Origin of the sequence: Pollutibacter soli (assembly GCA_029269725.1) — a bacterium.
Lineage (GTDB): Bacteria > Bacteroidota > Bacteroidia > Chitinophagales > Chitinophagaceae > Pollutibacter > Pollutibacter soli.
Genome location: JARJHS010000001.1, coordinates 691,301 through 713,492, shown reverse-complemented (window position 1 = coordinate 713,492; position 22,192 = coordinate 691,301). Strand labels below are relative to the sequence as shown.

At 41.8% G+C, this 22,192-nt stretch carries 16 protein-coding genes and 1 tRNA gene; 9 read left to right on the top strand and 8 right to left on the bottom strand.

The features are described from left to right. The first annotated feature begins 49 nt into the window (after positions 1 to 49). The 6 genes from P2W82_RS03050 to P2W82_RS03025 all read left to right on the top strand — a co-directional run bounded on the left by P2W82_RS03050 (position 50) and on the right by P2W82_RS03025 (position 4,413). A tRNA-Arg gene (locus P2W82_RS03050) sits at positions 50 to 123 on the top strand. 210 nt (positions 124 to 333) lie between these two features. Then, positions 334 to 585 (top strand): GIY-YIG nuclease family protein, encoded by a 252-nt coding sequence (locus tag P2W82_RS03045; RefSeq protein ID WP_336514362.1) that lies wholly within the window; start codon positions 334 to 336, stop codon positions 583 to 585. Positions 586 to 790: 205 nt separating this feature from the next. After that, positions 791 to 1,699 (top strand): helix-turn-helix domain-containing protein, encoded by a 909-nt coding sequence (locus P2W82_RS03040; RefSeq protein WP_336514361.1) that lies wholly within the window; start codon positions 791 to 793, stop codon positions 1,697 to 1,699. Between the two features lie 84 nt (positions 1,700 to 1,783). Next, positions 1,784 to 2,803, top strand: a complete 1,020-nt coding sequence (locus tag P2W82_RS03035) for an aldo/keto reductase (RefSeq protein ID WP_336514360.1) — start codon at positions 1,784 to 1,786, stop codon at positions 2,801 to 2,803. A gap of 109 nt (positions 2,804 to 2,912) precedes the next feature. Beyond that, positions 2,913 to 3,665, top strand: a complete 753-nt coding sequence (locus P2W82_RS03030) for a cytochrome b/b6 domain-containing protein (RefSeq protein ID WP_336514359.1) — start codon at positions 2,913 to 2,915, stop codon at positions 3,663 to 3,665. Continuing rightward, positions 3,655 to 4,413 (top strand): molybdopterin-dependent oxidoreductase, encoded by a 759-nt coding sequence (locus P2W82_RS03025; protein ID WP_336514358.1) that lies wholly within the window; start codon positions 3,655 to 3,657, stop codon positions 4,411 to 4,413. The genes P2W82_RS03030 and P2W82_RS03025 overlap by 11 nt, the downstream gene beginning before the upstream one ends. Positions 4,414 to 4,530: 117 nt before the next feature. Here P2W82_RS03025 and P2W82_RS03020 read toward each other — a convergent pair whose 3' ends face one another. Both P2W82_RS03020 and P2W82_RS03015 read right to left on the bottom strand, forming a co-directional pair. Then, on the bottom strand, positions 4,531 to 5,262 hold the full coding sequence (locus P2W82_RS03020; protein WP_336514357.1) for a LytR/AlgR family response regulator transcription factor: 732 nt from the start codon (positions 5,260 to 5,262) through the stop codon (positions 4,531 to 4,533). A 10-nt stretch (positions 5,263 to 5,272) separates the two neighbouring features. Next, the gene (locus P2W82_RS03015) at positions 5,273 to 6,424 is read right to left on the bottom strand and encodes a sensor histidine kinase (protein WP_336514356.1); all 1,152 of its coding nucleotides are present in this window, start codon (positions 6,422 to 6,424) and stop codon (positions 5,273 to 5,275) included. 245 nt (positions 6,425 to 6,669) lie between these two features. On the opposite strand from P2W82_RS03015, the gene P2W82_RS03010 reads away from it, so the two are divergent. Continuing rightward, positions 6,670 to 9,126, top strand: a complete 2,457-nt coding sequence (locus P2W82_RS03010) for a TonB-dependent receptor (protein ID WP_336514355.1) — start codon at positions 6,670 to 6,672, stop codon at positions 9,124 to 9,126. Between the two features lie 104 nt (positions 9,127 to 9,230). Here the strand turns inward: P2W82_RS03010 and P2W82_RS03005 are convergent, their stop codons facing one another. Together P2W82_RS03005 and P2W82_RS03000 are read right to left on the bottom strand one after the other, a co-directional pair. Next, entirely contained in the window at positions 9,231 to 11,447 is a 2,217-nt protein-coding gene (locus P2W82_RS03005) for a M56 family metallopeptidase (protein ID WP_336514354.1), read from the bottom strand. Between the two features lie 9 nt (positions 11,448 to 11,456). Beyond that, positions 11,457 to 11,840 (bottom strand): BlaI/MecI/CopY family transcriptional regulator, encoded by a 384-nt coding sequence (locus P2W82_RS03000; protein WP_336514353.1) that lies wholly within the window; start codon positions 11,838 to 11,840, stop codon positions 11,457 to 11,459. 143 nt (positions 11,841 to 11,983) lie between these two features. Here P2W82_RS03000 and P2W82_RS02995 point away from each other — a divergent pair, with 143 nt between their 5' ends. Continuing rightward, entirely contained in the window at positions 11,984 to 12,886 is a 903-nt protein-coding gene (locus P2W82_RS02995; RefSeq protein ID WP_336514352.1) for a polyphosphate kinase 2 family protein, read from the top strand. A gap of 63 nt (positions 12,887 to 12,949) precedes the next feature. On the opposite strand, the gene P2W82_RS02990 is transcribed toward P2W82_RS02995, so the two are convergent. The 4 genes from P2W82_RS02990 to P2W82_RS02975 form a co-directional block, all read right to left on the bottom strand. Then, positions 12,950 to 15,265: a sodium-translocating pyrophosphatase gene (locus P2W82_RS02990; protein WP_336514351.1), complete on the bottom strand. Its 2,316-nt coding sequence runs from the start codon at positions 15,263 to 15,265 to the stop codon at positions 12,950 to 12,952. Between the two features lie 239 nt (positions 15,266 to 15,504). After that, positions 15,505 to 17,874: a T9SS type A sorting domain-containing protein gene (locus P2W82_RS02985; protein ID WP_336514350.1), complete on the bottom strand. Its 2,370-nt coding sequence runs from the start codon at positions 17,872 to 17,874 to the stop codon at positions 15,505 to 15,507. Between the two features lie 279 nt (positions 17,875 to 18,153). Beyond that, positions 18,154 to 19,659 carry an NAD(P)H-hydrate dehydratase gene (locus P2W82_RS02980; protein ID WP_336514349.1) on the bottom strand — a complete coding sequence of 502 codons (1,506 nt, stop codon included), beginning with the start codon at positions 19,657 to 19,659 and terminating at the stop codon, positions 18,154 to 18,156. A gap of 46 nt (positions 19,660 to 19,705) precedes the next feature. Beyond that, positions 19,706 to 20,875, bottom strand: coding sequence for a serine hydrolase domain-containing protein (locus tag P2W82_RS02975; protein WP_336514348.1), 1,170 nt, complete (start codon positions 20,873 to 20,875; stop codon positions 19,706 to 19,708). Positions 20,876 to 20,947: 72 nt separating this feature from the next. Between P2W82_RS02975 and serA the strand changes: the two genes are divergently transcribed. Beyond that, positions 20,948 to 22,186 (top strand): phosphoglycerate dehydrogenase, encoded by a 1,239-nt coding sequence (gene serA, locus P2W82_RS02970; RefSeq protein WP_336514347.1) that lies wholly within the window; start codon positions 20,948 to 20,950, stop codon positions 22,184 to 22,186. Positions 22,187 to 22,192 lie beyond the last annotated feature (6 nt).

Below are 22,192 nucleotides of genomic sequence, written 5' to 3'. Positions count from 1 at the left end.
CTGCTTAGCAGAACTTCGTACTTCATACCTCTCACTTCTTACTTGAATTGGTCCGGTAGCTCAGTTGGATAGAGCATCAGCCTTCTAAGCTGAGGGTCATTGGTTCGAATCCAATCCGGATCACGGGAAAAAAGCTCCAGGTATTTTGGGGCTTTTTTCATCCCCAAAACCAGAGAAAAATGCGCTGATGAACATGTAATAATACATTTCCTGGCAGTCGATTTTCTCTTGATTGTCATTAACTGACAAAATAATTTGCGTGTTGTAGTTTGAATCTTGAGAAAAATCCACATGCGCTTTGGAGGAATGGTAATTCCATCGCCAATTTGAGAGATGTCATCATATTGCTACATACTATACAGCGTAAAATTAGACAAGTATTATGTTGGGTCGACTAATGACCTCGAAAGAAGAATGACAGAGCATAACCGTGGTAAAGAAAGATTTACTAAGACGGGATCTCCTTGGAAACTGGTTTACCAGGAAAAATTTGATGAGTTGATACTTGCAAGACGTCGGGAACTAGCTATAAAAAAAATGAAAAGCAGAACAAGCATTCAGAAACTTATTAGCGGTGTTGGATAGAGCATCCCGATTTCTAATCGGGAGGGTCATTGGTTCGAATCCAATCCGGATCACAAAAGTCGTTAAGGGTTTCAAGAAATTGAAACCCTTTTTTATTTTCCTGTTTTTTCTCTCCGGCAGACAAATCGCCAAATTTGAATCTAACCTATCACCTTCAACTAAAAACCTTCCACTCTGTCCTGTTTGTTTTTTGTAACTTTAACCTATGTCATCAGTTCAGACCATCCAGGATTTTTATAAGCAAAAGATGGATTGCGTGCCGGACAATATCAGGAAAGATATCGGCCACTTCAATGTTTTTCGTTCTGAAGATTTTTCAGGAAAAAATGCCGGTCCGGTTCCATACAGTCGGAAGGATTATTATAAAATCTCTCTCGTGCAAAACCGGATGCGGTACCACTATGCGGATAAATCAGTTGAAGTAAAAAAAGCCGCAATGCTGTTTTCCAATCCGATGATACCTTATGCATGGGAACGACTCGAGGATACGCAACGAGGGTATTTCTGTGTATTCACAGATGAATTTCTTGACCAGATACCTAACATCAAGGAATACCCGATTTTCAAACCCGGACAGGTTCCGTTATTTGAATTGAATGAAGAAGATATTCCGGCAATACGTTCAATTTTTGAACAAATGTTTACGGAGATCAATGCTGATTATGCATTTAAATACGATCTACTGCGCGCGCTTGTACTTCAGCTCATACATAAGGCAATGAAGTTGAAACCGCAGGAAGTGATTCAGCAGCAAAATCATTCTGCCAATGATCGGATTACTTCTTTATTTACAGAATTGCTCGAGCGACAGTTTCCAATCGAATCTCCAGTACAACGAATGAAGCTTCGAATGCCTGTCGATTATGCTTCCCATCTTTCGGTACATATTAATCATCTCAACAGGGCACTAAAAACAGTCACCGGGAAAACAACTTCCCAAAATATTTCAGAGCGTGTTTTACAGGAAGCAAGGACATTGCTGAAACATACCAACTGGAATGTTTCTGAAGTGGGGTACAGTCTCGGCTTCGATGAACCGTCACATTTCATTTCTTTCTTTAAAAAAAATATGCAGCAGACGCCCCGACTTTTCAGGTCGGAACCGATTGTTTGAATTTTTATATTATTCGTTTGAAGACGGCTACCAGCCAACCCAAACTCCTTCTGAACTTTGTTCTTCAAATTAATCAGAAGAACAATGAAATACAATTATGTAGGAGAGACAGGCTTGATGGTATCCGAGCTTTGTTTTGGTACAATGACTTTTGGCGGACAAAATGCAGGAGTTTGGGATAATATCGGGAAACTTCAGCAACAGGAAGTAAACTCATTAATAAAAAGCGCATTTGATGCCGGTATCAATTTCTTTGATACTGCCAATATCTATTCCTACGGTCAATCTGAGCAATTACTAGGGCAGTCATTGAAAGATCTATCTGTCCCCAGGGATCAGATTATCGTTGCTACAAAAGTGCTTGGCCGCATGGATGATCATCCAAACAGTCTTGGACTTTCACGTTACCATATATTTAATTCCGTTGATGCGAGTCTGAAACGATTACAGCTGGATCATCTGGATATTCTTTATGTACATGGTGTTGATCCAAAGACTTCTGTTGAGCAGAATGTACATACACTTAATGATATCGTGAATACAGGAAAGGTCAGGTATATCGCCATTTGTAACTGGCCCGCCTGGATGGTTGCTGAGGCACAAACGATCGCGCATTATCGCGGCTGGCAAAAATTTATCGGCTTGCAATATTTCTATTCGGCGGTAACCAGGGATATCGAACAGGAATTGGTGCCGATGGCCCAAAAGCAAAACCTTTCCATATTTCCATGGAGCCCTTTGGCAGGAGGATTTCTCAGTGGGAAATTCACCCGCGAGCAATCCAGCGCTGGTTCAAGAAGAGATGTTTTTGATTTCCCACCCATTGACAAAGAAAAAGCTTACGATCTTGTTGATCTTTTCAAAACAATCGGTGACCAATACAATGCCTCAGTAGCACAGGTCGCATTGGCATGGGTCCGACAGCAACCGGGCATCACGAGTACCATCATCGGTGCAAAAACAATCGGTCAGTTAAACGATAATATCTCTTCTGTAAAATTTGATCTGTCAGCAGATGATCTTCAAAAAATAGATCAGGTGAGTCCGTTGCCTAAATTATACCCTGCATGGATGGTAAAACAGCAGTCATCTTACAGGCAATAACGCAAATTTGTCACGACGAGGGAGATCAGCTATAATAGATTCAATATAATTCTGTTGAAACCCGCATCCCGTAAGGATTTTGTATATTCAATACAAATTAAGCGGACAGATGGAAGCGGTTCAACCTCAACTACCAAAACGACACAGCCGCTGGGTACGTGTAACGCACTGGATTATCACGATCAGTTTTTTTCTACTGACCTTTACCGGATTTATGATCCTCATGGTTCATCCAAGACTGTACTGGGGTGAAGTAGGTAATGATCTTACACCTGCTATTTTTGAATTGCCCATCAGCAGAAATTATAAACACGGAGGCTGGACATCATCTACAGCATTCTTCAATAACGAAAACTCACCGGTGACTGCGGGGCGTACCTATGATATCTTTAACCAGAATGGTTGGGCCCGCAGTCTTCATTTTTTATCAGCATGGTTTCTTGTATTGACAGGACTCGTTTATTTTATTTTCGGATTTACTTCAGGGCATTTTCGCAAAAATTTATTTCCGGGTAAAGATTCATTTTCAGTGTCCAGTATCAAAACGGATGTGAAATCGCATATCAGTTTACAATTTCCAAAACCCAGCGGCGGACCAACCTATGGAAGTTTACAGAAGCTGACTTATAATCTCGTTGTCTTCTTTTTGCTTCCACTGACGATCATGACGGGATTCACGATGTCGCCGGCAATAACTGCGGCATTTCCTTTTCTTTTGAAAATCTTTTTTGGTGCGCAGTCGGCACGTACCATCCATTTTTTCTCCTCTGTAAGCCTTGTGCTTTTTGTGCTACTCCATCTGACCATGGTGGGTATGACCGGATTCAAAAAACATATAAAAGCAATGACCATTGGATCATAATAACAAAGCGAGTCGTATTCTCACAAGAAGAGAAGCATTAATCACCAGCCTGGGAGTGATTGGTGGAATACTATCGCTGCCCGGATGTAAACGACCTGCACCACCCACTTACGGCAATATTCTCCGCATGGGGGATGATTTTACCTATTCAGCTCAACGTTCATTATTGCCGGAATTATCGCTTGCGAAAGAATATAACCTGGGTGATATTTCCTCTTTCCCTGCGACCGGGACAATCAATCCCGGTGATTCTTCAAAGCCCGGTTTTAACGAAAATTACAGCAAAGCTCTGGATACAAATTTTGATCAATGGCGGATGCCAGTGGAAGGAAGTGTCGCCAAGCCACGAAGTTTCTCTCTTCATGAACTGCAGTCATTCCCCGTAAGAAACCAGATTACGAAACATACCTGTGAAGAAGGGTGGACCGCAATTGCGCAGTGGCACGGGGTGCAACTCAGTCGCATTTTGCAGGCTGTCGGAATAAAACCCTCTGCAAGATTTGTAAACTTTCAGACTTATGATGGCTGGACGGACAGTATTGATATGATCGATGCTTTTCATCCGCAGACAATTCTTGCATATGGAATGAATGGAAAGAACCTCCCGATTCCTCATGGTGCACCTGTACGTCTTCGGGTAGAAAAACAAATCGGGTACAAAAGTTTTAAGTACATAGAAAAGATAATTATCACGGATGAATTTGTAGATACCGGCGACAGCGGCTGGGCCTGGTACGTAGGGATGTAGAACGTACAACGTTGAACGTTGAACGTAGAAACCTGATATTTTAGAGAAGAAAGGTATTAGCAACCAGATTCCATCCACAAGAGCTAACGTTTTACGTTTTACGTTCTACGTTTAACGTTATCGTGTCCATAATTTATTCGAAAGTACTTTCCCCAAAACTTCTTCCTTATAATTACGGCTGACAGGAATTCGGTGGTTTGGAAGAACGACCTCATTATTTTCTATCGTTTGGATTTTAGGAATCGAAACGATATATGATTTGTGTACACGGATGAAAGAGTGACCTGCAAGATTCTGTTCCACATTCTTCATGGACAAAAGCGTGATGAATTTTCCTTTGACCGTCACTATGCTGATATAATTTTGCATCGCTTCGATATATAAAATTTCATCGAGAAAAATTCTTTCGTACCTGGACTCACAGCGTATAAAAAAATAATGCCTGTCGAAATTATCCTGCGGGGACACTTTATCTGAGTTTCTATTTTTTAGAAGATAAAAATCCTTTGCTTTTGAAACTGCTTTGAAAAATCGGTTAAACGTGATGGGCTTTACCAGGTAATCTATTACATCAAACTGAAATCCTTCCAATGCATAATTAGGGTATGCCGTTGTAATTATCACCATCGGCAAATCCCTGGTCAATTTCAAAAACTCAATGCCATTCATTACAGGCATCTGGATATCCAGGAAAATGAGATCGATCTTTTCTTCGGAAAGAATTCTGCTTAACTCAACAGGATTATTACCCGTCGCAGCAAGCTCCAGGAAATCGATTTCCCTAAGATAGTTGACCATACATTCCCTGGCCAAAGGCTCATCATCAATAACAGCACAGGCTAAATTCATACTAAATTTTTCACAGCGAGTAAGAATATGATGGTGTAGTTTCTATAATCCGGTTGATCTGTTGCGCTTCTCTTTCCAAAACAATCATCAGTTTCACACTGTATTTTTCATTGGTTTCAAAAATATCAAGCTGATGTTTTTTGTCATACAGGAGCTCGAGCCTTCTGCGAATATTCTTTAAACCAAGACCCTTATACTTTGATGACTCTCCAGGTAAACGGTGATGTTCCGAAACAGAATTTGAAGTTTCCAAAAACAGGCAACTTTCACTTATCCCTATCTGAATATTTATTTCATTCTTCCGGTCATTGAACTTTGAAACATGCTTAAATGCGTTTTCAATAAAAGGCATAAGAATAAAAGGAGCAATCCTTACATCATCACCGCAGGAAAAATTTACATTGATATTCAATTCCACATTCTTTTCCTGCCGGAGTTTTTCGAGCCCGATAAAATTTTCGATATAATTCATTTCCTGTTTTAGTGATATCCATGACTCATTGCAATCATACAGCTGATAACGAAGTAAATCTGAAAATTTCGCCAGCGACTCCGATGCCATATCGGGGTTCTTATGGATTAGAACGAAAATCGAATTGATACTATTGAAAAGGAAATGCGGATTGAACTGTGTTTTTAAAAACCTGAGTTCAGATTCCAGCTTTTCTTTTTCGAGGATCTGTTGTCTATTTTTAGATTGAATCCAGTTTTTTGTGAGTTTAACACTAAGTGCCAAAGTAAGCGCTGCAGTTGCTGACGCCATCGTATTGGTCTTGAAAAAATACATGTATTCGTGCGGTTGTTTTCCATAAAGCTCAAACATGGAAGTTCCGGAAACCCATGAACTGAATGGATAGCCCAATACGATCAGCGAACCCGTGAGTAAGGCTGTGACTGCAAATAAAATTATAAAGGATTTAATCTTCCCTTTTTCCAGAAAGTGCGGCAACAAATAGTATAAAACGAAGTATGCGCCAAGGGCTTCAAAAATAACATAGAAGAGGAATTTGTATACATATGCTGAATGAAAAATATTATTGAATACCATGGTCAGGCTTCCAATGGTAATGGTCCACCAAAGAACATGATAGATAAACCAGAATGGCAGGTGATAGATTTTGTATTTTATCACCCATTCAATCGCTGATCGGTTTTTTTTCATCCATTTCGTTTTTCAAAACGATTAAAAATATTAAAATTCCTGTGGACCATTTGTTTTCAATCACAAACGGTATGAGAATATTGACAAAAGGGTGTTTGGAGTTGACAAAAGGAATTTTCCGGGTATTCGCAGGTACTTGCACAAAAAAAGTAAGCAAATCTGCATTTGGTAAAAAGATGCATGCCGTTGAGCATATAGACTTTCTTACAGCATAAATCCGGCTTTTCTTTAACGAAAACCGACTTATGCGATACCTGGCAATACTGGCATTCTGTACATTTTGCATTCTGAAAAGCTTTGCGCAGGTATCTGGAAGGGTAGTAGATTCATCAGGGTCTGCTCTTTCATTCGCAACGGTTTCCATTTTAAGTTTGCCGGACAGCACGCTGCTCAGTTCGTTAGATACAGATTCAACAGGAAAGTTTACAACCCCGCGATTACATCCGGGGAATTATGTTATCCGGATTTCCTTCGCAGGATTTCAACCTCAGCAACTTGCTGCAATAAGCATATCTACCCTTGATGCAGCGGTAACCCTTGGGGACATTCCGCTGAAAAGAGCCAGCCAATCGTTGCGGGAAATTGTAATCCACAGGAACATACCACAGATATTGCAAAAACCCGAAGGCTTAGTAGTTCAGGCAGGCAATAGTGTGATGACACGTGGAAGCACCGTTTTACGGGTATTGGAACGATCACCAGGTGTTGTAATCAATCCGCGGGATAATGCGATCACTTTAAATGGAAAAACCGGTGTACAGGTGATGCTTAACGGCCGGCAGCTTCGGTTATCCGAAAACGATATTATCGGCCTGCTTTCCGGGATGAATGCTGATGATATTGCCTCAATAGAACTACTGGATAGTCCCGGTGCAAAATATGATGCCGATGGAAGCGCAGGCATCATAAACATCACTACAAAAAAATATTCGCGTGTGGGGACATACGGTAATATTTCGTTCACGGCGGGGTATGGATATCGCGGAAAACTCGCTTCCGGATCCAGCCTGTCTCATGTGAGCAACAAGACACATTTATGGATTTCTTACAATTATGCATTTAACAGCTCCTATAGTGATATGTACATAACAGGAACCCAGTCAATGCCGGTATTCGGGGGTGACGCTTCTACTGTATTTCATGACACAACCAATACGAAAACAAATACCCATAATATTGTCACTGGAGCAGAATATAAATTCACAAAAAAGACGACACTTGGAATCAACTTAAATTTCAGTTCCCGAAGCAATCACAGGAATAACCTGAACGATGCCTACTATAATATTCTTCCGGATTCAATGCTTCATTTCAGAGGATTGAATAAAGGTAATATTCAATGGAAAAACCTGATCAGTTCATTGTATGCAGAACACCAGATCAGCACAGGAAGTAAGCTATCGCTAAATGCTGATTTTTTGTTTTATCATAACGAAAGTCCCTACCAGGTGGAGAGTTTTTTTAAAAATGAAAACAGCGTTCAGGTGGAAAATGAGAATGACCTGTTTGCCCCTGCACAACAAGGATATGCAGACAGCAGAATACAGGTACTCGTAGGTAAAGTTGATTATTCAAAAAAAATTTCCGATAAGCTGCGGCTGGAAACTGGTTTCAAAGGCACATGGACTACCAGTTGCAGTATATCAGGCATGCAGAGCTTTGTGGACAGCAACTGGACTTCAAATCCCCTGATGAATAACAATATCGGAATGAATGAAAACATATCCGCGGGGTATGCAATAGTTACAATGAAATTAGATGAAAACACCAACGTTGCAGCTGGTTTGAGGTATGAATATTCTATTACTGAAATGCGAAACAAATTTTATGATACTCTTCTTTCAGTACGAAAGCTTGGAGTTTTTTTTCCCGATATTTTTTTAACCCGAAGGCTCAATGAAAACAGTGAGTTACAGATTTCATATACGAAACGGATCAGTCGGCCTGCTTATAATGATTTAGCCTCTTATGTAAGTTACAGTGATCCTACCGCAGCCTATACTGGCAATCCTTTTTTGCAACCGGCGATTATTCACAATCTGAAATTCGGATATAGCCACAGGACATTCTCCGCGGCATTGATTTACAGTCGCGAAAGCAATGCGATTTCCCGGTATCAGCTGACCGAAAGCGTGGACGGAAAGATTTTATTTATTTCTCCACAGAATCTATCAAGGCAGGAGTTTTTGAATTTACAAATAACTGTTCCGGTAAACATCGGAAAATGGTGGTTGATGAATTACGGATTTACCGGCGGCTACAGAGCGTACCGTGCCGGTTATACGAGGCAACCACTCCATAACAGTTATTTTGGATATTCAGCCAATGCCAACTGGACCTTTAAATTCAATAAAAGATATTCCTTTGAGTTATCAGGATTTGCCAACAGCAATTCTTTCAATGGAACAGTGAGGCAGCGTGGGTTTGCTGTTTTGAATGCAGGAATTAAAAAAGAATTCAACAAGCAGAAGGGAATACTGCAACTAACGGTTGAGGATATTTTTACTAAACAGCAATACCATGTAAAATATGGAACACTGACGGAAGAAGTGTTCAATATAAAAAGCAACGTAACCTTCAGAACAGAGTCCGCAAGATTTCCGATTTTCAGAATCAACTATAGTATTCCATTCGGAAACAATAATGCCCAAAGAAAAGAGAAAAACTTTTCTGCTGCGGAACAGGAGAGAATAATAAAATGATTATTTGAAAATATTGGAAAGGCTGCACGAATAATAAATAGGATCAAAAAAATTAATCACATCAACTAAGTATTTTTATCAAAAATCGCGGTTATTTCCGGTAGTCAATTGGATTCCGGCTCTACTTCAATATTGATTGACCGTGTTTCTGTTTCGATCAAAATAACGATTGTCTCTTTTTGCTCTTTCGGATGAATTACAACTGCGGGTTTGGACTTTCTGACCGTTGTTACTTTCCTGGGATAACCCTGTACAACTACAGTCGAATTTGATGATGGTGTGGTTGAGACTTTTTTATGGGAATAGGACGTGTCAAAAGTTGCACCCCCATGTTCATCATTCCATTTTGGATAAGCCGGGGTATAAGTATAACCACTCACATAGGTATCAGCATCCTGATTGTATTGATCACTCTTTGATTTTGATCCCTCCGTTTTTTTTGCGCGAGCCTTTTTCGTTCCCCAAACCATGACATCGCCCGGTGTTGCCAGTTGTACAAATGCTTGTCCGTTAACAGTAGTCCTCAAATTACCCATCGCCTCAAATTTTTCGGCAACTTTTGGATCAGCGGGGGGTGCTTCAACATTTTGCAAGGCTTCTGTACTTCCACCAAATGCAGCGGCAGGGGCTTCCGCAATTGCCAGACCTGTTTCGGGCATAAAGAATGAATGAAGTGAAGCCGCTGTCCTTTCAGGGATTCTCCTTATCGCAACGCCTCTTGTTCTCTGCAGGTTTCTTGTATTGTTTAATTCGTTTCGGTAAAGGGCAGTCATTTTCTGAAGGAACCAGGGAGAAAACGCATAACCTGCATCTTTTAATTCCTTTATCTTATCGAGATACGCGTTATACTCTTTACTTCCGATTTTACCTTTTTGAGACTGATAAACTGATCCTAAAACAGAATCAGCATATTTCTGCTGTTTAAAATCGAAACTGTAAGTATAGTTAATATTGTTTTCTAATTCTGCTTCGGTCGATGCGATCCTTGCATCCGGAGAATAAAAACGCAAATTCGTCGATGCCGGTGGTTCGGCTGGTGCTGCAGGTGAGTGCACAAAAATCGAAGGTAGCGGGTTTTGAACGGTCGCTCTTCTTTCAGAAGAAGGTACCAGACTGCCTTCACGAAGTACTGGTTTTATGTTCTTTTTCACAGCAACCATTTTTGAAGAATCAGTCGACGCAAAATCTTTCCTTATAAGATCAACCACAGTTGGTTCAGGCGCAGCGTCAGAGACAGCTACGGGATCAGCATTGTTTATTGATCTCGCATACATTTTTTGATTTTCAGGCATCGGATCCAACCATGCCAGGGTGCTGAGCAAAAGCGAAATAAAAAACAGGGCAACAATTTTCTCTTTATACTGAAAAGTATTCGTCTTAATATTCAAAATTCTTTTCACCCTGTTCAGAAGAACTCCATCATGCCCTGTCGCTGCGACCGCTAACACCAGTTTCTGTTCCTTTCTCATTTTCTCAAGACTAAGCAGGGCAGAGGCGTAATTCTGAGGATTTTTATTATACGACACAACAAAATCATCACAGAACAATTCTCTTTCCTTCTTAAGGCTTACAGTCAAGAGGTGGGCAAAAGGATTGAAAAACAAAATTGTTTCCATGATTGCGACAATCATGTTAAGTAAATAATCCTGTCTGCGTATGTGAGCCAGTTCATGGAGGATAATAGCTTCAACCTGCTCTGCAGAAAGATTTGTGATTGTAGCAACAGGAAGTAAGATTACCGGTTTTATAAAGCCGATGGTTGCCGGCACATCAATTACCTCGCTGAAGAAAAGCTGGATATCAGAAGGTAATTGCATTGAGTCCAAAAAAGAATCCAGCTTTTTATTGAAATATTCTCCTGCACCAACAATACCTGTCGATCTCAGACTTTGCGTGTAGGCATAAGCGTTAATAAATCTGATGGCGAGAAAGAAAAGAACAATGATATATCCTGCGGAAAGAAAAGGAACAAATTTGTCAAAAAGGCTGTACAAGGCTGAAAGGTCAGTCCACCTGGTAGTATCCGTGTTAAGAAGATCGATAACTGCGGGATCTGCACCGGTCAATGGCAGTTGTTCAATGTATTTTGTAAAAAGCTGGTAGTGATTGAACTGTTGTAAAAATGTAACTACAAACCAGATAAACCCGCCAGTAAACAACACCAGTGCGCCACTGTAACGAATGGCCGGCTTTTGATTTTTGTGGAGTCCGAAAAACAATTGAAACACCAGCCACAACGCGCCCATTTGCCAGAGGGAATGAGCAATTGCCCATCCCAAAGCATACAATACAGCTGTTGAATTGAACAGATTCGATTCCATAGAAAAACGTTAGTCCTTTCTGAGATTGTCCAGCAGTTTTTGAATTTCATCCAGTTCTTCACGACTGGTTTTGTGGTTACCGAGGGCCTGCATGACCAGTTGTGTAGACGATCCGGAAAAAACATTATCGATCATCTTACCCAGCAGATGCTTTTGTGTTTTTTCCCTGGATACCGCCGGCATGTATATATGGGTTTTGGAAGAATCATCCCGGCTGACCAGCCCTTTTTCGAACATGATCTGTAAAAGTTTCAGGGCAGTAGTGTAGCCAATATCTTTTGTTTTAGATATTTCTTCATGCACCTCCCTTACAGTGGCTGATTTCTTTTCCCAGAGTACCTGGAGAATCTCCAATTCACTTTCCGTAGGCTTTATTGATTTGCTTCCGCTCATAGTATACGATTTTTATCGTAATCAAATATACGATTGTGTTCGTAAAAACAATTTACCAGTCATACTTTTTTATTTTTTATTGTAAACTGAGTATACTGTAGCTTATACATGAAATGATCTATATTAATACCAAAATAGATTAAATGACGCTCGATAGCATTCTGCATTACATAGATAGAATGATCGTAAAACCTGGTCAGAAAGTGTCTTTGAATAAATTTGCCACAGACTACGATCACGATCAACTGGATAAACCAGTAGGCGAGGCTCTGCTGAAACTGGGAATTCAAAAACTATCAGAATTACAGGATGTTCTTTACGCTGAGAACAAATACAGGGTTCTGATTGTGTTACAGGCAATGGATGCGGCAGGGAAAGACGGTGCAATCAAACACGTAATGTCCGGACTGAACCCACAGGGAGTTAAAGTTCACAGTTTTAAAACACCGTCAACCAATGAACTCGATCATGACTACTTATGGCGCCATGAGTTAGTGCTACCTGCACGTGGAGAGATTGGCATTTTTAATCGATCGCATTATGAGAATGTGCTCGTTACAAGGGTTCATCCGGAATTCATTCTCAATGAAAATATTCCTGGAATTAATTCTGTGCAGGACATCGATGATGAGTTTTGGGAAAGACGTATGAACCAGATCAATCGTTTTGAAAAAAACCTCCAGGAAAACGGTATGGTGATCATGAAATTCTTTCTTCATCTTTCAAAAAAAGAACAGAAGAAAAGATTTATCGAACGCATCGACGACAAAACAAAAAACTGGAAATTTTCTGCATCCGATCTGCATGAACGAGTGCTATGGGATAAATATATGGGTGCTTATGAAAAAATGCTCACGGCAACTTCTACGAAAAAAGCTCCGTGGTATGTAATTCCTGCAGATGACAAGTGGTTTTCCAGGCTGGCAATAGCAGCTGTGATTTATCGTACCCTGGAAAAACTTGATATGAAATATCCGCAGTTAAATGCCAAACAAATGGAAGACCTCAAACTCGCAAAAGAAGCGCTGATGAAGGAAAAAAAATAACGATCAGTAAATAAAAAAGCCTTTCCCGACGGAAAGGCTCTTTTGTTTTCAGACATTGATATTTTAATTCAATGCTGCTTTAGTATTTTCATTTGCTATTGTAACAGTCTGATTTTTTTCAACATTTTTATCTTCTTCATAACGAGCAGAAACTGTTTTCTTTTCTGAAGATATCATTTCAGATTTTTCTTCAGTCTGCGCCTGTACCGGAGTTTTGATCATGATCTCTTTCTTAGTTTCAGTCTTACCATGAGCGCCGCTGGTACCATGCATTTGTGCAAGAGTAGGAGCAATTACCAATGAAACAATGGACATCAACTTGATCAGGATATTCATTGACGGTCCGGACGTGTCTTTGAATGGATCACCAACAGTATCACCAGTCACTGATGCTTTGTGTGGATCGGATTTTTTGTAGTACATCTGGCCGTTGATTTCAACGCCTTTTTCGAATGATTTTTTTGCGTTATCCCATGCACCTCCTGCATTGTTCTGGAACATTCCCATCAGTACACCACTCACTGTTGCACCTGCGAGAAAGCCGCCAAGCGCTTCAGGACCGAGTAAAAATCCAATAATCAATGGAGAAATGATAGTAATAGCACCCGGAAGCATCATTTTCTTGATAGATGCATCAGTAGAAATAGCAACGCATTTATCATATTCAGGGCGACCGGTACCTTCCATAATTCCGGGAATCGTCTTAAACTGGCGACGAACCTCCTCTACCATCGACATTGCCGCTTCACCCACAGCGCGGATGGCAAGAGAAGAAAATATAAAAGGAATCATTGCTCCAACAAACAGTGAGGCGAGAGTTTTGGCTTTGTAAATATCGATTCCATCGATACCTGCAACGCCAACGAAAGCTGCGAAAAGTGCAAGTGCTGTCAGCGCTGCTGAAGCAATTGCAAAACCTTTACCCGTTGCTGCTGTAGTGTTACCTACGGCATCGAGTACATCTGTTTTTTCACGCACTTCTTTCGGAAGCTCACTCATTTCAGCGATGCCACCAGCGTTATCAGCGATAGGTCCGAATGCATCAATAGCCAGCTGCATGGCAGTGGTTGCCATCATACCTGCTGCTGCGATAGCAACACCGTAGAGACCTGCACATTCATAAGAACCCCAGATACCACCGGCAAGTACAAGGATCGGAAGGAAGGTTGATTCCATTCCGACAGCTAGACCACCGATCACGTTCGTTGCATGCCCCGTTGATGACTGGCGAATAATGGACAACACCGGACGTTTACCCATTGCCGTGTAGTACTCAGTGATAATACTCATGAGAGTACCTACTAGCAGGCCAACTGCAATGGCTCCTGCAACGCCCCATTTGGTGAACTCATGTCCGCGAAGCGTCAGTGTTTCGGGAAGTATGTAATACACAAGTACAAAAGATGCAATAGCCGTCAATATGATAGACCCCCAGTTGCCCATGTTAAGGGCTTTCTGTACTGTTTCAGTATTCACACCAGCGGAGTCGCTGATGCGAACAAAAAAGGTACCTACGATGGAAAGCAGAATTCCTACGCCTGCAATCAGCATTGGCAGCAGGATAGGGGAGAACCCACCAAAGTTATCAGCTGCACTGGTCTCCTGCCCGAGTACCATTGTGGCCAGTACAGTCGCCACATAGGAACCAAAAAGATCAGCACCCATACCCGCAACATCGCCCACATTGTCTCCAACATTATCAGCAATGGTAGCAGGGTTTCTTGGATCATCTTCAGGAATACCAGCTTCTACTTTACCTACCAGGTCAGCTCCAACGTCGGCAGCTTTTGTGTAGATACCGCCACCTACGCGTGCGAAAAGCGCGATAGATTCCGCTCCAAGTGAAAACCCTGTAAGAACTTCGATAGTACGAAGCATACCAACAGAATCAACAGAAGCGTCAGCGGCGAAAATCATTTTAAATATTATGAACAAACCACCAAGACCGAGTACAGCGAGACCGGCAACGCCAAGTCCCATGACAGATCCTCCGGTAAAGGATACATTCAATGCTTTGCTTAAGCTTGTTCTGGCTGCATTTGCAGTACGTACATTGGCTCTGGTTGCTACGCGCATACCGATATAACCAGCAACTGCACTGAATACTGCGCCTATTACGAATGATACCGCGATAAGCCAGTGAGAGTTTGGATTGGCACTGGCCATAACGGCGAGTAAAATGCCAACGATCACCACGAAATATCCGAGAATTTTCCACTCTGCTTTGAGAAAAGCCATCGCTCCTTCAGCGATATAATTGCTGATCTCTTTCATCCTGTCATTACCGGCATCCTGGCGGGAAACCCAGTTAAACTTCAAAAGCGTGTACAACAATCCTATGAGCCCCATTGCGGGCACGAGATAAAGCAGTTTGTCCATGTGCAAAGAGTCTTAAACTTTAATGTTATCGGGTCAATTTCCAGAGCTGGTTTTCAGCCTTGGCAGGGCGGCAAAAATATAGCTTTCAAAATGAAATATGCAAGGAAATGTTATTTTTTTTAACACCTGAAAAACGCCTGAAATTCAGGCCGAATCCCTGTTCCCGGACAAAAAGAAGTAGGGACGCATTGATTTGCGTCCCTACAGATTTATTCATTCAACCATGGGAATTTCCCCAATTATTGTTTCATGATTTTTTCGTTGATCAAAGTTGATTTACCAGCAATCTGGAGTACATACACACCAGAAGGCAAGGTGCTGAGATCATTGAGACGAACCTGGTTGGCACCATTGGTCAGATTCTGATTTATTGATTTTACTATTCGTCCGCTTTGGTCGATCAGACGGATTGATACTGTTTCTTTCACATCAGATACCAGATTGATCACGAGGTTGGAAACAACCGGATTCGGAGAGATCACGAACCTGTTGTTGCTGCCAGATGATTTCACCAGGATTGTTTTACTGTATTCAAACTTAGTATCCAGGTCAACCTGTTTCAATCTGTAATACGATACTGCAGACTTCAATGGAGCAGCATCAGTAAATCCATAGTTCTGAGTGATCTGTGAATTACCAGCTGCAGATACTGTTCCGATAGTTACAAAGTTCGAACCATCAGCACTACGCTGTACATCAAAATGACTACTGTTGCTTTCAGTTGCTGTCTGCCATTTCAGGTTAACAACGTTGTTTGCAACCTGGCCGGTGAATGACAGATAAGTAACCGGCAGAACGCTCAATACAAGCGCGCTGAAATCTGATGTATTTGCAGGACCAACAGCAGCATCCATTGCGATCGCTGCAACATTAGCCCCAACTGTAAAACCAGGAACAGAAGCCAGCGGAACAACAAATTCAAAATTATTCAGTGTACATGTTCCACCAACACCATCACTTTCAGAAAGTGAAGTTCCGCCACCGAAATCAATGCCAGGAGTTCCTTCGGTCGCACTGAAAAGATATGTAGTTAATTCACCGAAAGGACGATCTGCATAACCAAAAGTTGTTGCGCCTGTGGTTACATAGAAATCCATTGTAAGTCCTGCGTTTACCCATCCTTTGATGTGCAGGTTTGTTCCGATCACCTGTACTGAATCAATGACTGGTCTGTTCAGATTTTGATTCGGACCTGTTGTTGGGCTTGCGCAATTGATCGGGTTAAGAGTATTAGTTGAGTTAAGTGCAATACTAACGCCCGGCCCACCACTGCCATTGTTGTTTTCAAAAGAATTCGCTGAAATGCGGTTCAATGTGATCGGACCACCTGAAGCATCGTCAATAATGAGCCCGGATCCGCTTGAACTGTTAGTAATTGTATTTCCTTCAAAAACCGCATTGTTGCCTATTCCATCATTACCGATAATGTTTTTAGTAACGGGCACAGTTGCACTGAAATTACTAAACTTGATACCAACAAAGTTTGAATCTATTGTGTTTGCAATGATGCTGTTACTTACCGAAGCTGAAGTGTCACCACCTGCAGTGATGGATGCAGTGACATTGTTCCAGATAAGGATACCTTCAACAGCATGTTCAATAGTGTTACCAACGATAGAATTATTGTGCGTATTTTCGAGACTCATCCCTGAGCCGCTGATAGCTGCTGTTGCACCGGCGGGAGTATTGCCAATCACATTACCGGACACCAGATTAAATTTGGCTATATCTCTAACGGTGATTCCTTCAACCGCGTTACCTACATAATTCGTTAGAAAGGTGCTCAATGTATCATCAGGACTTGCTCCAACCACACCGCCAATAGTATAAGAGTTAAGAAGAATGCCTGCACCGGTTATGGGAACTGCAGTTGTACCATCAGCTGCAATACCGACCCAGTTTCCGCGGATTCGAATATTTTGCTGACCAAGACTTTCGATACCAGTCGCGCAGTTACCAAAGACGTTTCCTTCGTTCGCACGTGTTGCACCTTCGTCGTAACCCAGGTCCTGGGTTCCTATGATGGATCTTCCAAATTGACCCTGCGCACCTGGTGAATAACCAAGGTAGATACCAGAGCCTGCAATTGCAGTGCCGGTACTTGTAACGCCATCAGCAGCCACACCAAAATAACATCCCCAAACCCTGTGGCCATTTGTATAATCAGCAAAGCTGATTCCATGACCGCCGGAATTTACAAGGCTAAGACCTGCGAAATTGCATAGATCAGACTGTACATCGAAAATAGGGTTAGGAAAACCACCTCCATCAATCTGTACAGAGATCGTGCGTGCACCGATGGCTCCTTCCGCAGAAGAAGGTTCTGAATATCCATTAAAGAAAATAGTTTTTGTAATGGCCGGCAATGGAGATGCCAGCGTTATAATAAACGGAGCAGTACCAGGTGAAAAATCAAAATTGATATAATTTCCGGCCGGAGGCGCCGGGTTTGCGTTTATCGTTTCAATGGCCTCCCGTAGAGTACCAGGTCCGGAGTCTGCCGTGGAGGTAACGGTAATGGTTAGCTGCGCATAAGAGGCAGAGCCGATTAACAAAAAAGCAAACAGGAATACCTGGGAACGGAAAATTCTGGTGTAGAACTCTTTCATACTAATTTCTTTTTTTTAGATGTAGGGAAACATCATTGCCTAATCGCAAAAACATTTCGGAAAATGGTTCAGAGGATGTTCGGTGATAATTGGAGGCCTTAAATAGGAAGGATTTGAAAGCACCTGCTGTAAAAGGTCTGAAATAGGAATGGAACTTTAACTTAGCACCCTAGACGAAAAGGTCTAAAATAGGAAAGGGATGAGGCGTAGCACCGTTTAGTATGGCCTACAAAACTAAAAACTTTCGGCTGAAATGCAAATGTTTTCAAAACTTTGTTCTCAAAAAAGCCAATTCTCATCAAATTTTAATATGGCCGTGGAAATGAATGAGATAAGATCAAGGGCCGTCATGGCCTCCTGAGATAACGTTTTCGCTGCCAGGTCCCCGGCCATGCCATGGACATATACTGCCAGCACACAGGCATCGTCAAAAGAATAACCCTGGGCCAGAAAGGATGTAAGCATGCCTGTCAATACGTCCCCCGTACCCGCAGTTGCCATTCCCGGATTGCCCGTACTATTAAAAACCGCCCTTCCATCCGGTAATGCAACCAAAGTCCGGTAACCTTTAAGTATAATATGGATTTTAAGCTCTTTTGCCTTTTCAATTGCCAACTGTATTCTGGCATACCCATTTTCAGATTTGCCGAAGAGCTTCTCAAACTCTTTGACGTGTGGTGTTATCGCAGAATGAGAAGGAATTTCTCGTATCAGACCTGGATGATCTGCGATACAATTAATCGCATCGGCATCGATGACAATGGGCAATTGTTGCCTGAATAGGGTGCCGAGTATCGATGTATACTGGTCATTTTTCCCCCAGCCTGACCCAACTCCGATCGCCTGGAACTTTTCAGATCCGTCCAGAATGGACGCCCATAGATCAGTATTATGAATCTCAAACACAGCTTCCGGCACAGCGACTTGCAGAATAGGGTAGGAGTTTTCTGAACAGAAAACCGAGAGTTTTCCCACACCGGAATGCAGACAAGCGCGACTGCTCAGGATCGCTGCACCTAACATTCCATAAGATCCGTTCATGAGGGCAGCGTGTCCGTAAGTCCCCTTATGCGAAAATGATTTTCTTTTCTTTAAAAGCGGCTGGATTGATTTCCAATCTGAATAACTGTACTTACTATCATTTGATGATTCGAATCCGGCATGCAGGCCAATATCAAGAATCACTGTCTGGCCCGTATAATTTTCATTTTCAGGAATCATGAAAGCCAGCTTTGGGGACTGGAAACTAAGCGTAAAATCCGCCCTGATAATGGCATCTGTACCTGACCATTGATCAGCAAGCAATCCGCTGGGTAGATCAATCGCAATTTTTTTGTTGGGAAGAGCATTGATTTCATTAATCAATTCTGCGATTTTTCCTTCGGGCGACTTGCTTAAACCAGTCCCGAAAATTGCGTCTATTAAAATTGCCTCAGTTGGAATAGAAGGCAGCTGTTCACTATTAATCCCTTTAGCAGCGGTTTCTTTAATTCTATTGAGATTAATTAAACAATCACTTGAGAGTTCCCTGTTTTTTGGATTGATAATGAAGTAGTACACTCTTTTCCCCTTTACACTCAGCATTCTTCCAATGGCCAGGCCATCGCCACCATTGTTACCAGTGCCACAGAAAATAAAATAGTCGTTTTGCCTGGGAAAATGTTCAAGCAGCCACTCAACGCAACGTATGGCCGCTCTTTCCATTAAATCAATGGAACTGATGGGTTCATTCGCGATCGTAAACCGATCCCATGCCCTGATTTGTTCTGCGGAAAAAATTTTCATCAACTCGGAACTGTTCCTAAAAATAGGTCAATCCCCTGATGAAAGATCACTCATCGCCTTCAGCTTCTGTGGAATAGCCATCAAATGCGCTGAAAATTTTCTTTGCATCGTAAATGCGACGATTGTATTTGTTGCCCAATACAATTACAGTTGCAGAATCTCCGGTGAGCCTGCTGAATACTGTATTGTTGCCATGCCACCATCCATTGTGATAGATGATTTTTTTACCATTCGGGTATTGATACATTCGCCAGCCAAGTCCATAATTTTTGATACCTGGTTTTTCGAAACTGTATCCGGCATAAGCGCTATCTAAGGTAGATTGCTTGAAGAGATTGCCATAGGAGAGAGCATAATCCCATTTAAGCAGGTCGCGTGGTGTGCTGTAAATATTTTTATCTCCGTTAACTGCATCGAGGAAAGTAAATGCCTCCTGTTTGTTTCTCCAGTTATATGATGGTAATACATCTTTTGCCTTTTCAATAGAGAAAACGAAAGTATGATTCATACCCAGCGGAAGGAAGAATGTTTCCTGGAGATAGTTTGTATAAGTTCTTCCTGAAACTTTTTCAATGATCAATGCAAGCAACGCATAGTTTGTATTGCTGTATGAAAAACGACGATCAGCTTTTGCAACATTCAGTTTTTGCTTGTTGTCGATCATAAACTGAAGGATATCCTGGTTCTGAACGATCCTCTTTTTATCCCATCCCAGTTCTTCCATGAAGTGCACATAGTTGGGTAAACCACTGCGATGATTCAGCAGTGTTTTGATAGTTACACCTTCAAATGGAAATCCGGGAAGATAATTGGCAACATTGTCATTGAGTTGAAGGCGACCTTCTTCCCAGAGTTTCAGCACCGCCATTCCGGTGAAGGTTTTTGAAACCGATGCCAGGTGAAATGAAGTTGCTGAATCAATCAGTTCTTTGCTCCAATGATTCTGATACCCATCATAGCTTTCAAAAACGATCTGTCCCTTCTTTGCTACCAGGATCCCACCATTGAAACGGGAAGGCTTCAACGATGATTCATAGAAGTTGTCGGCAGCATTAAAAATTTTCCTGAATTCCTGCTGATCAATATTACCGGGGATTATTGCAGGGGTAATGGCCAGCGTATCTGCCGGGTCTCTCTTTAATTCATACTTATCCGTAGTTGCATAACAACCAGATAGTAATACTACAATAAGGGCGGATAGAAAGCGGTTTTGCATATAGGTATCGTTATTGGATAACGACAGATATAGATTATTATTATTTTCGCGCTAAAGATACGTACAACTACTATGCCAGAGAAGAAAAGTACTAGTTACCCAAAGGAGAAGATCAAGATTTTATTTTTAGAGAATATCAGTGAAACCGCTGTTAATCTTTTCAGAGAAGCGGGGTACACAGATATCAGGAAAATTGGCGGTGCTTTAACAGAAGAAGCGCTTATTGAAGAGATTAAAGATGTGCATTTGCTGGGCATCCGGTCGAAAACGCAGATCACAAAAAAAGTTCTCGATCACGCAGATAAATTGCAGGCGATCGGATGTTTTTGTATTGGCGTCAACCAGGTGAATCTGAAAGCGGCTACGCAGAAGGGTGTGGTCGTTTTTAACGCTCCATACAGCAATACGCGTTCTGTGGCCGAACTGGTAATCGGCGCTTCGATTATGCTTATCCGTAAAATACCCGCCAAGAATAAAGCAGCTCATGAAGGTATATGGATGAAAGATGCAAAAGGCAGCTTCGAGTTGCGTGGCAAAACACTCGGTATTATCGGTTATGGAAATATCGGGTCACAGGTGAGCGTGCTCGCCGAAGCTTTTGGAATGAAAGTGATTTTCTACGATACAGTAACTAAACTTCCGCTGGGAAATGCAACCTCAGTAAAGTCACTCAAAGACCTGGTCAGCAAAGCTGATATTATCACGCTTCATGTTCCCGAAACAGCGCAGACTAAAAATATAATCAATAAAAATCTGCTTAAACATTTCAAAAAAGGTTCGATCCTTCTCAACTACGCCCGTGGCGAAGTAGTAGAGCTGGAAGCGCTCCGCAAAGCTATTCTTGATGGAATAGTGGGTGGCGCTGCTATCGATGTTTTCCCTGTTGAACCGGAGAAAAATGGAGATGTTTTCCAGACGCCTATGCAGGACCTTCCTAATGTGCTTCTTACACCACATATCGGCGGTTCCACTGAGGAAGCACAGAAGAACATCGGGGAAGATGTCAGCAGCAAATTGTTTCAGTACCTGGAAATGGGAATGAGTATAGGCTCTCATACTGTTCCTCCCATCAGCCTGCAACCGCAGGAAGGGACACATCGCATCCTGCATATTCACAACAATGTGCCTGGCGTACTTTCCGAGATCAATAGTAAACTGTCTGAACATAAGATCAATATATTGGGTCAGTACCTGAAGACCAACGATGAAATCGGGTATGTGGTGCTGGACGTTGACAAAAAATTGTCCCGGGACGCTCTCAATCTTTTGAAAAATGTTAAGGAAACTATTAAGACCAGGTTGCTGTATTGACCCTTA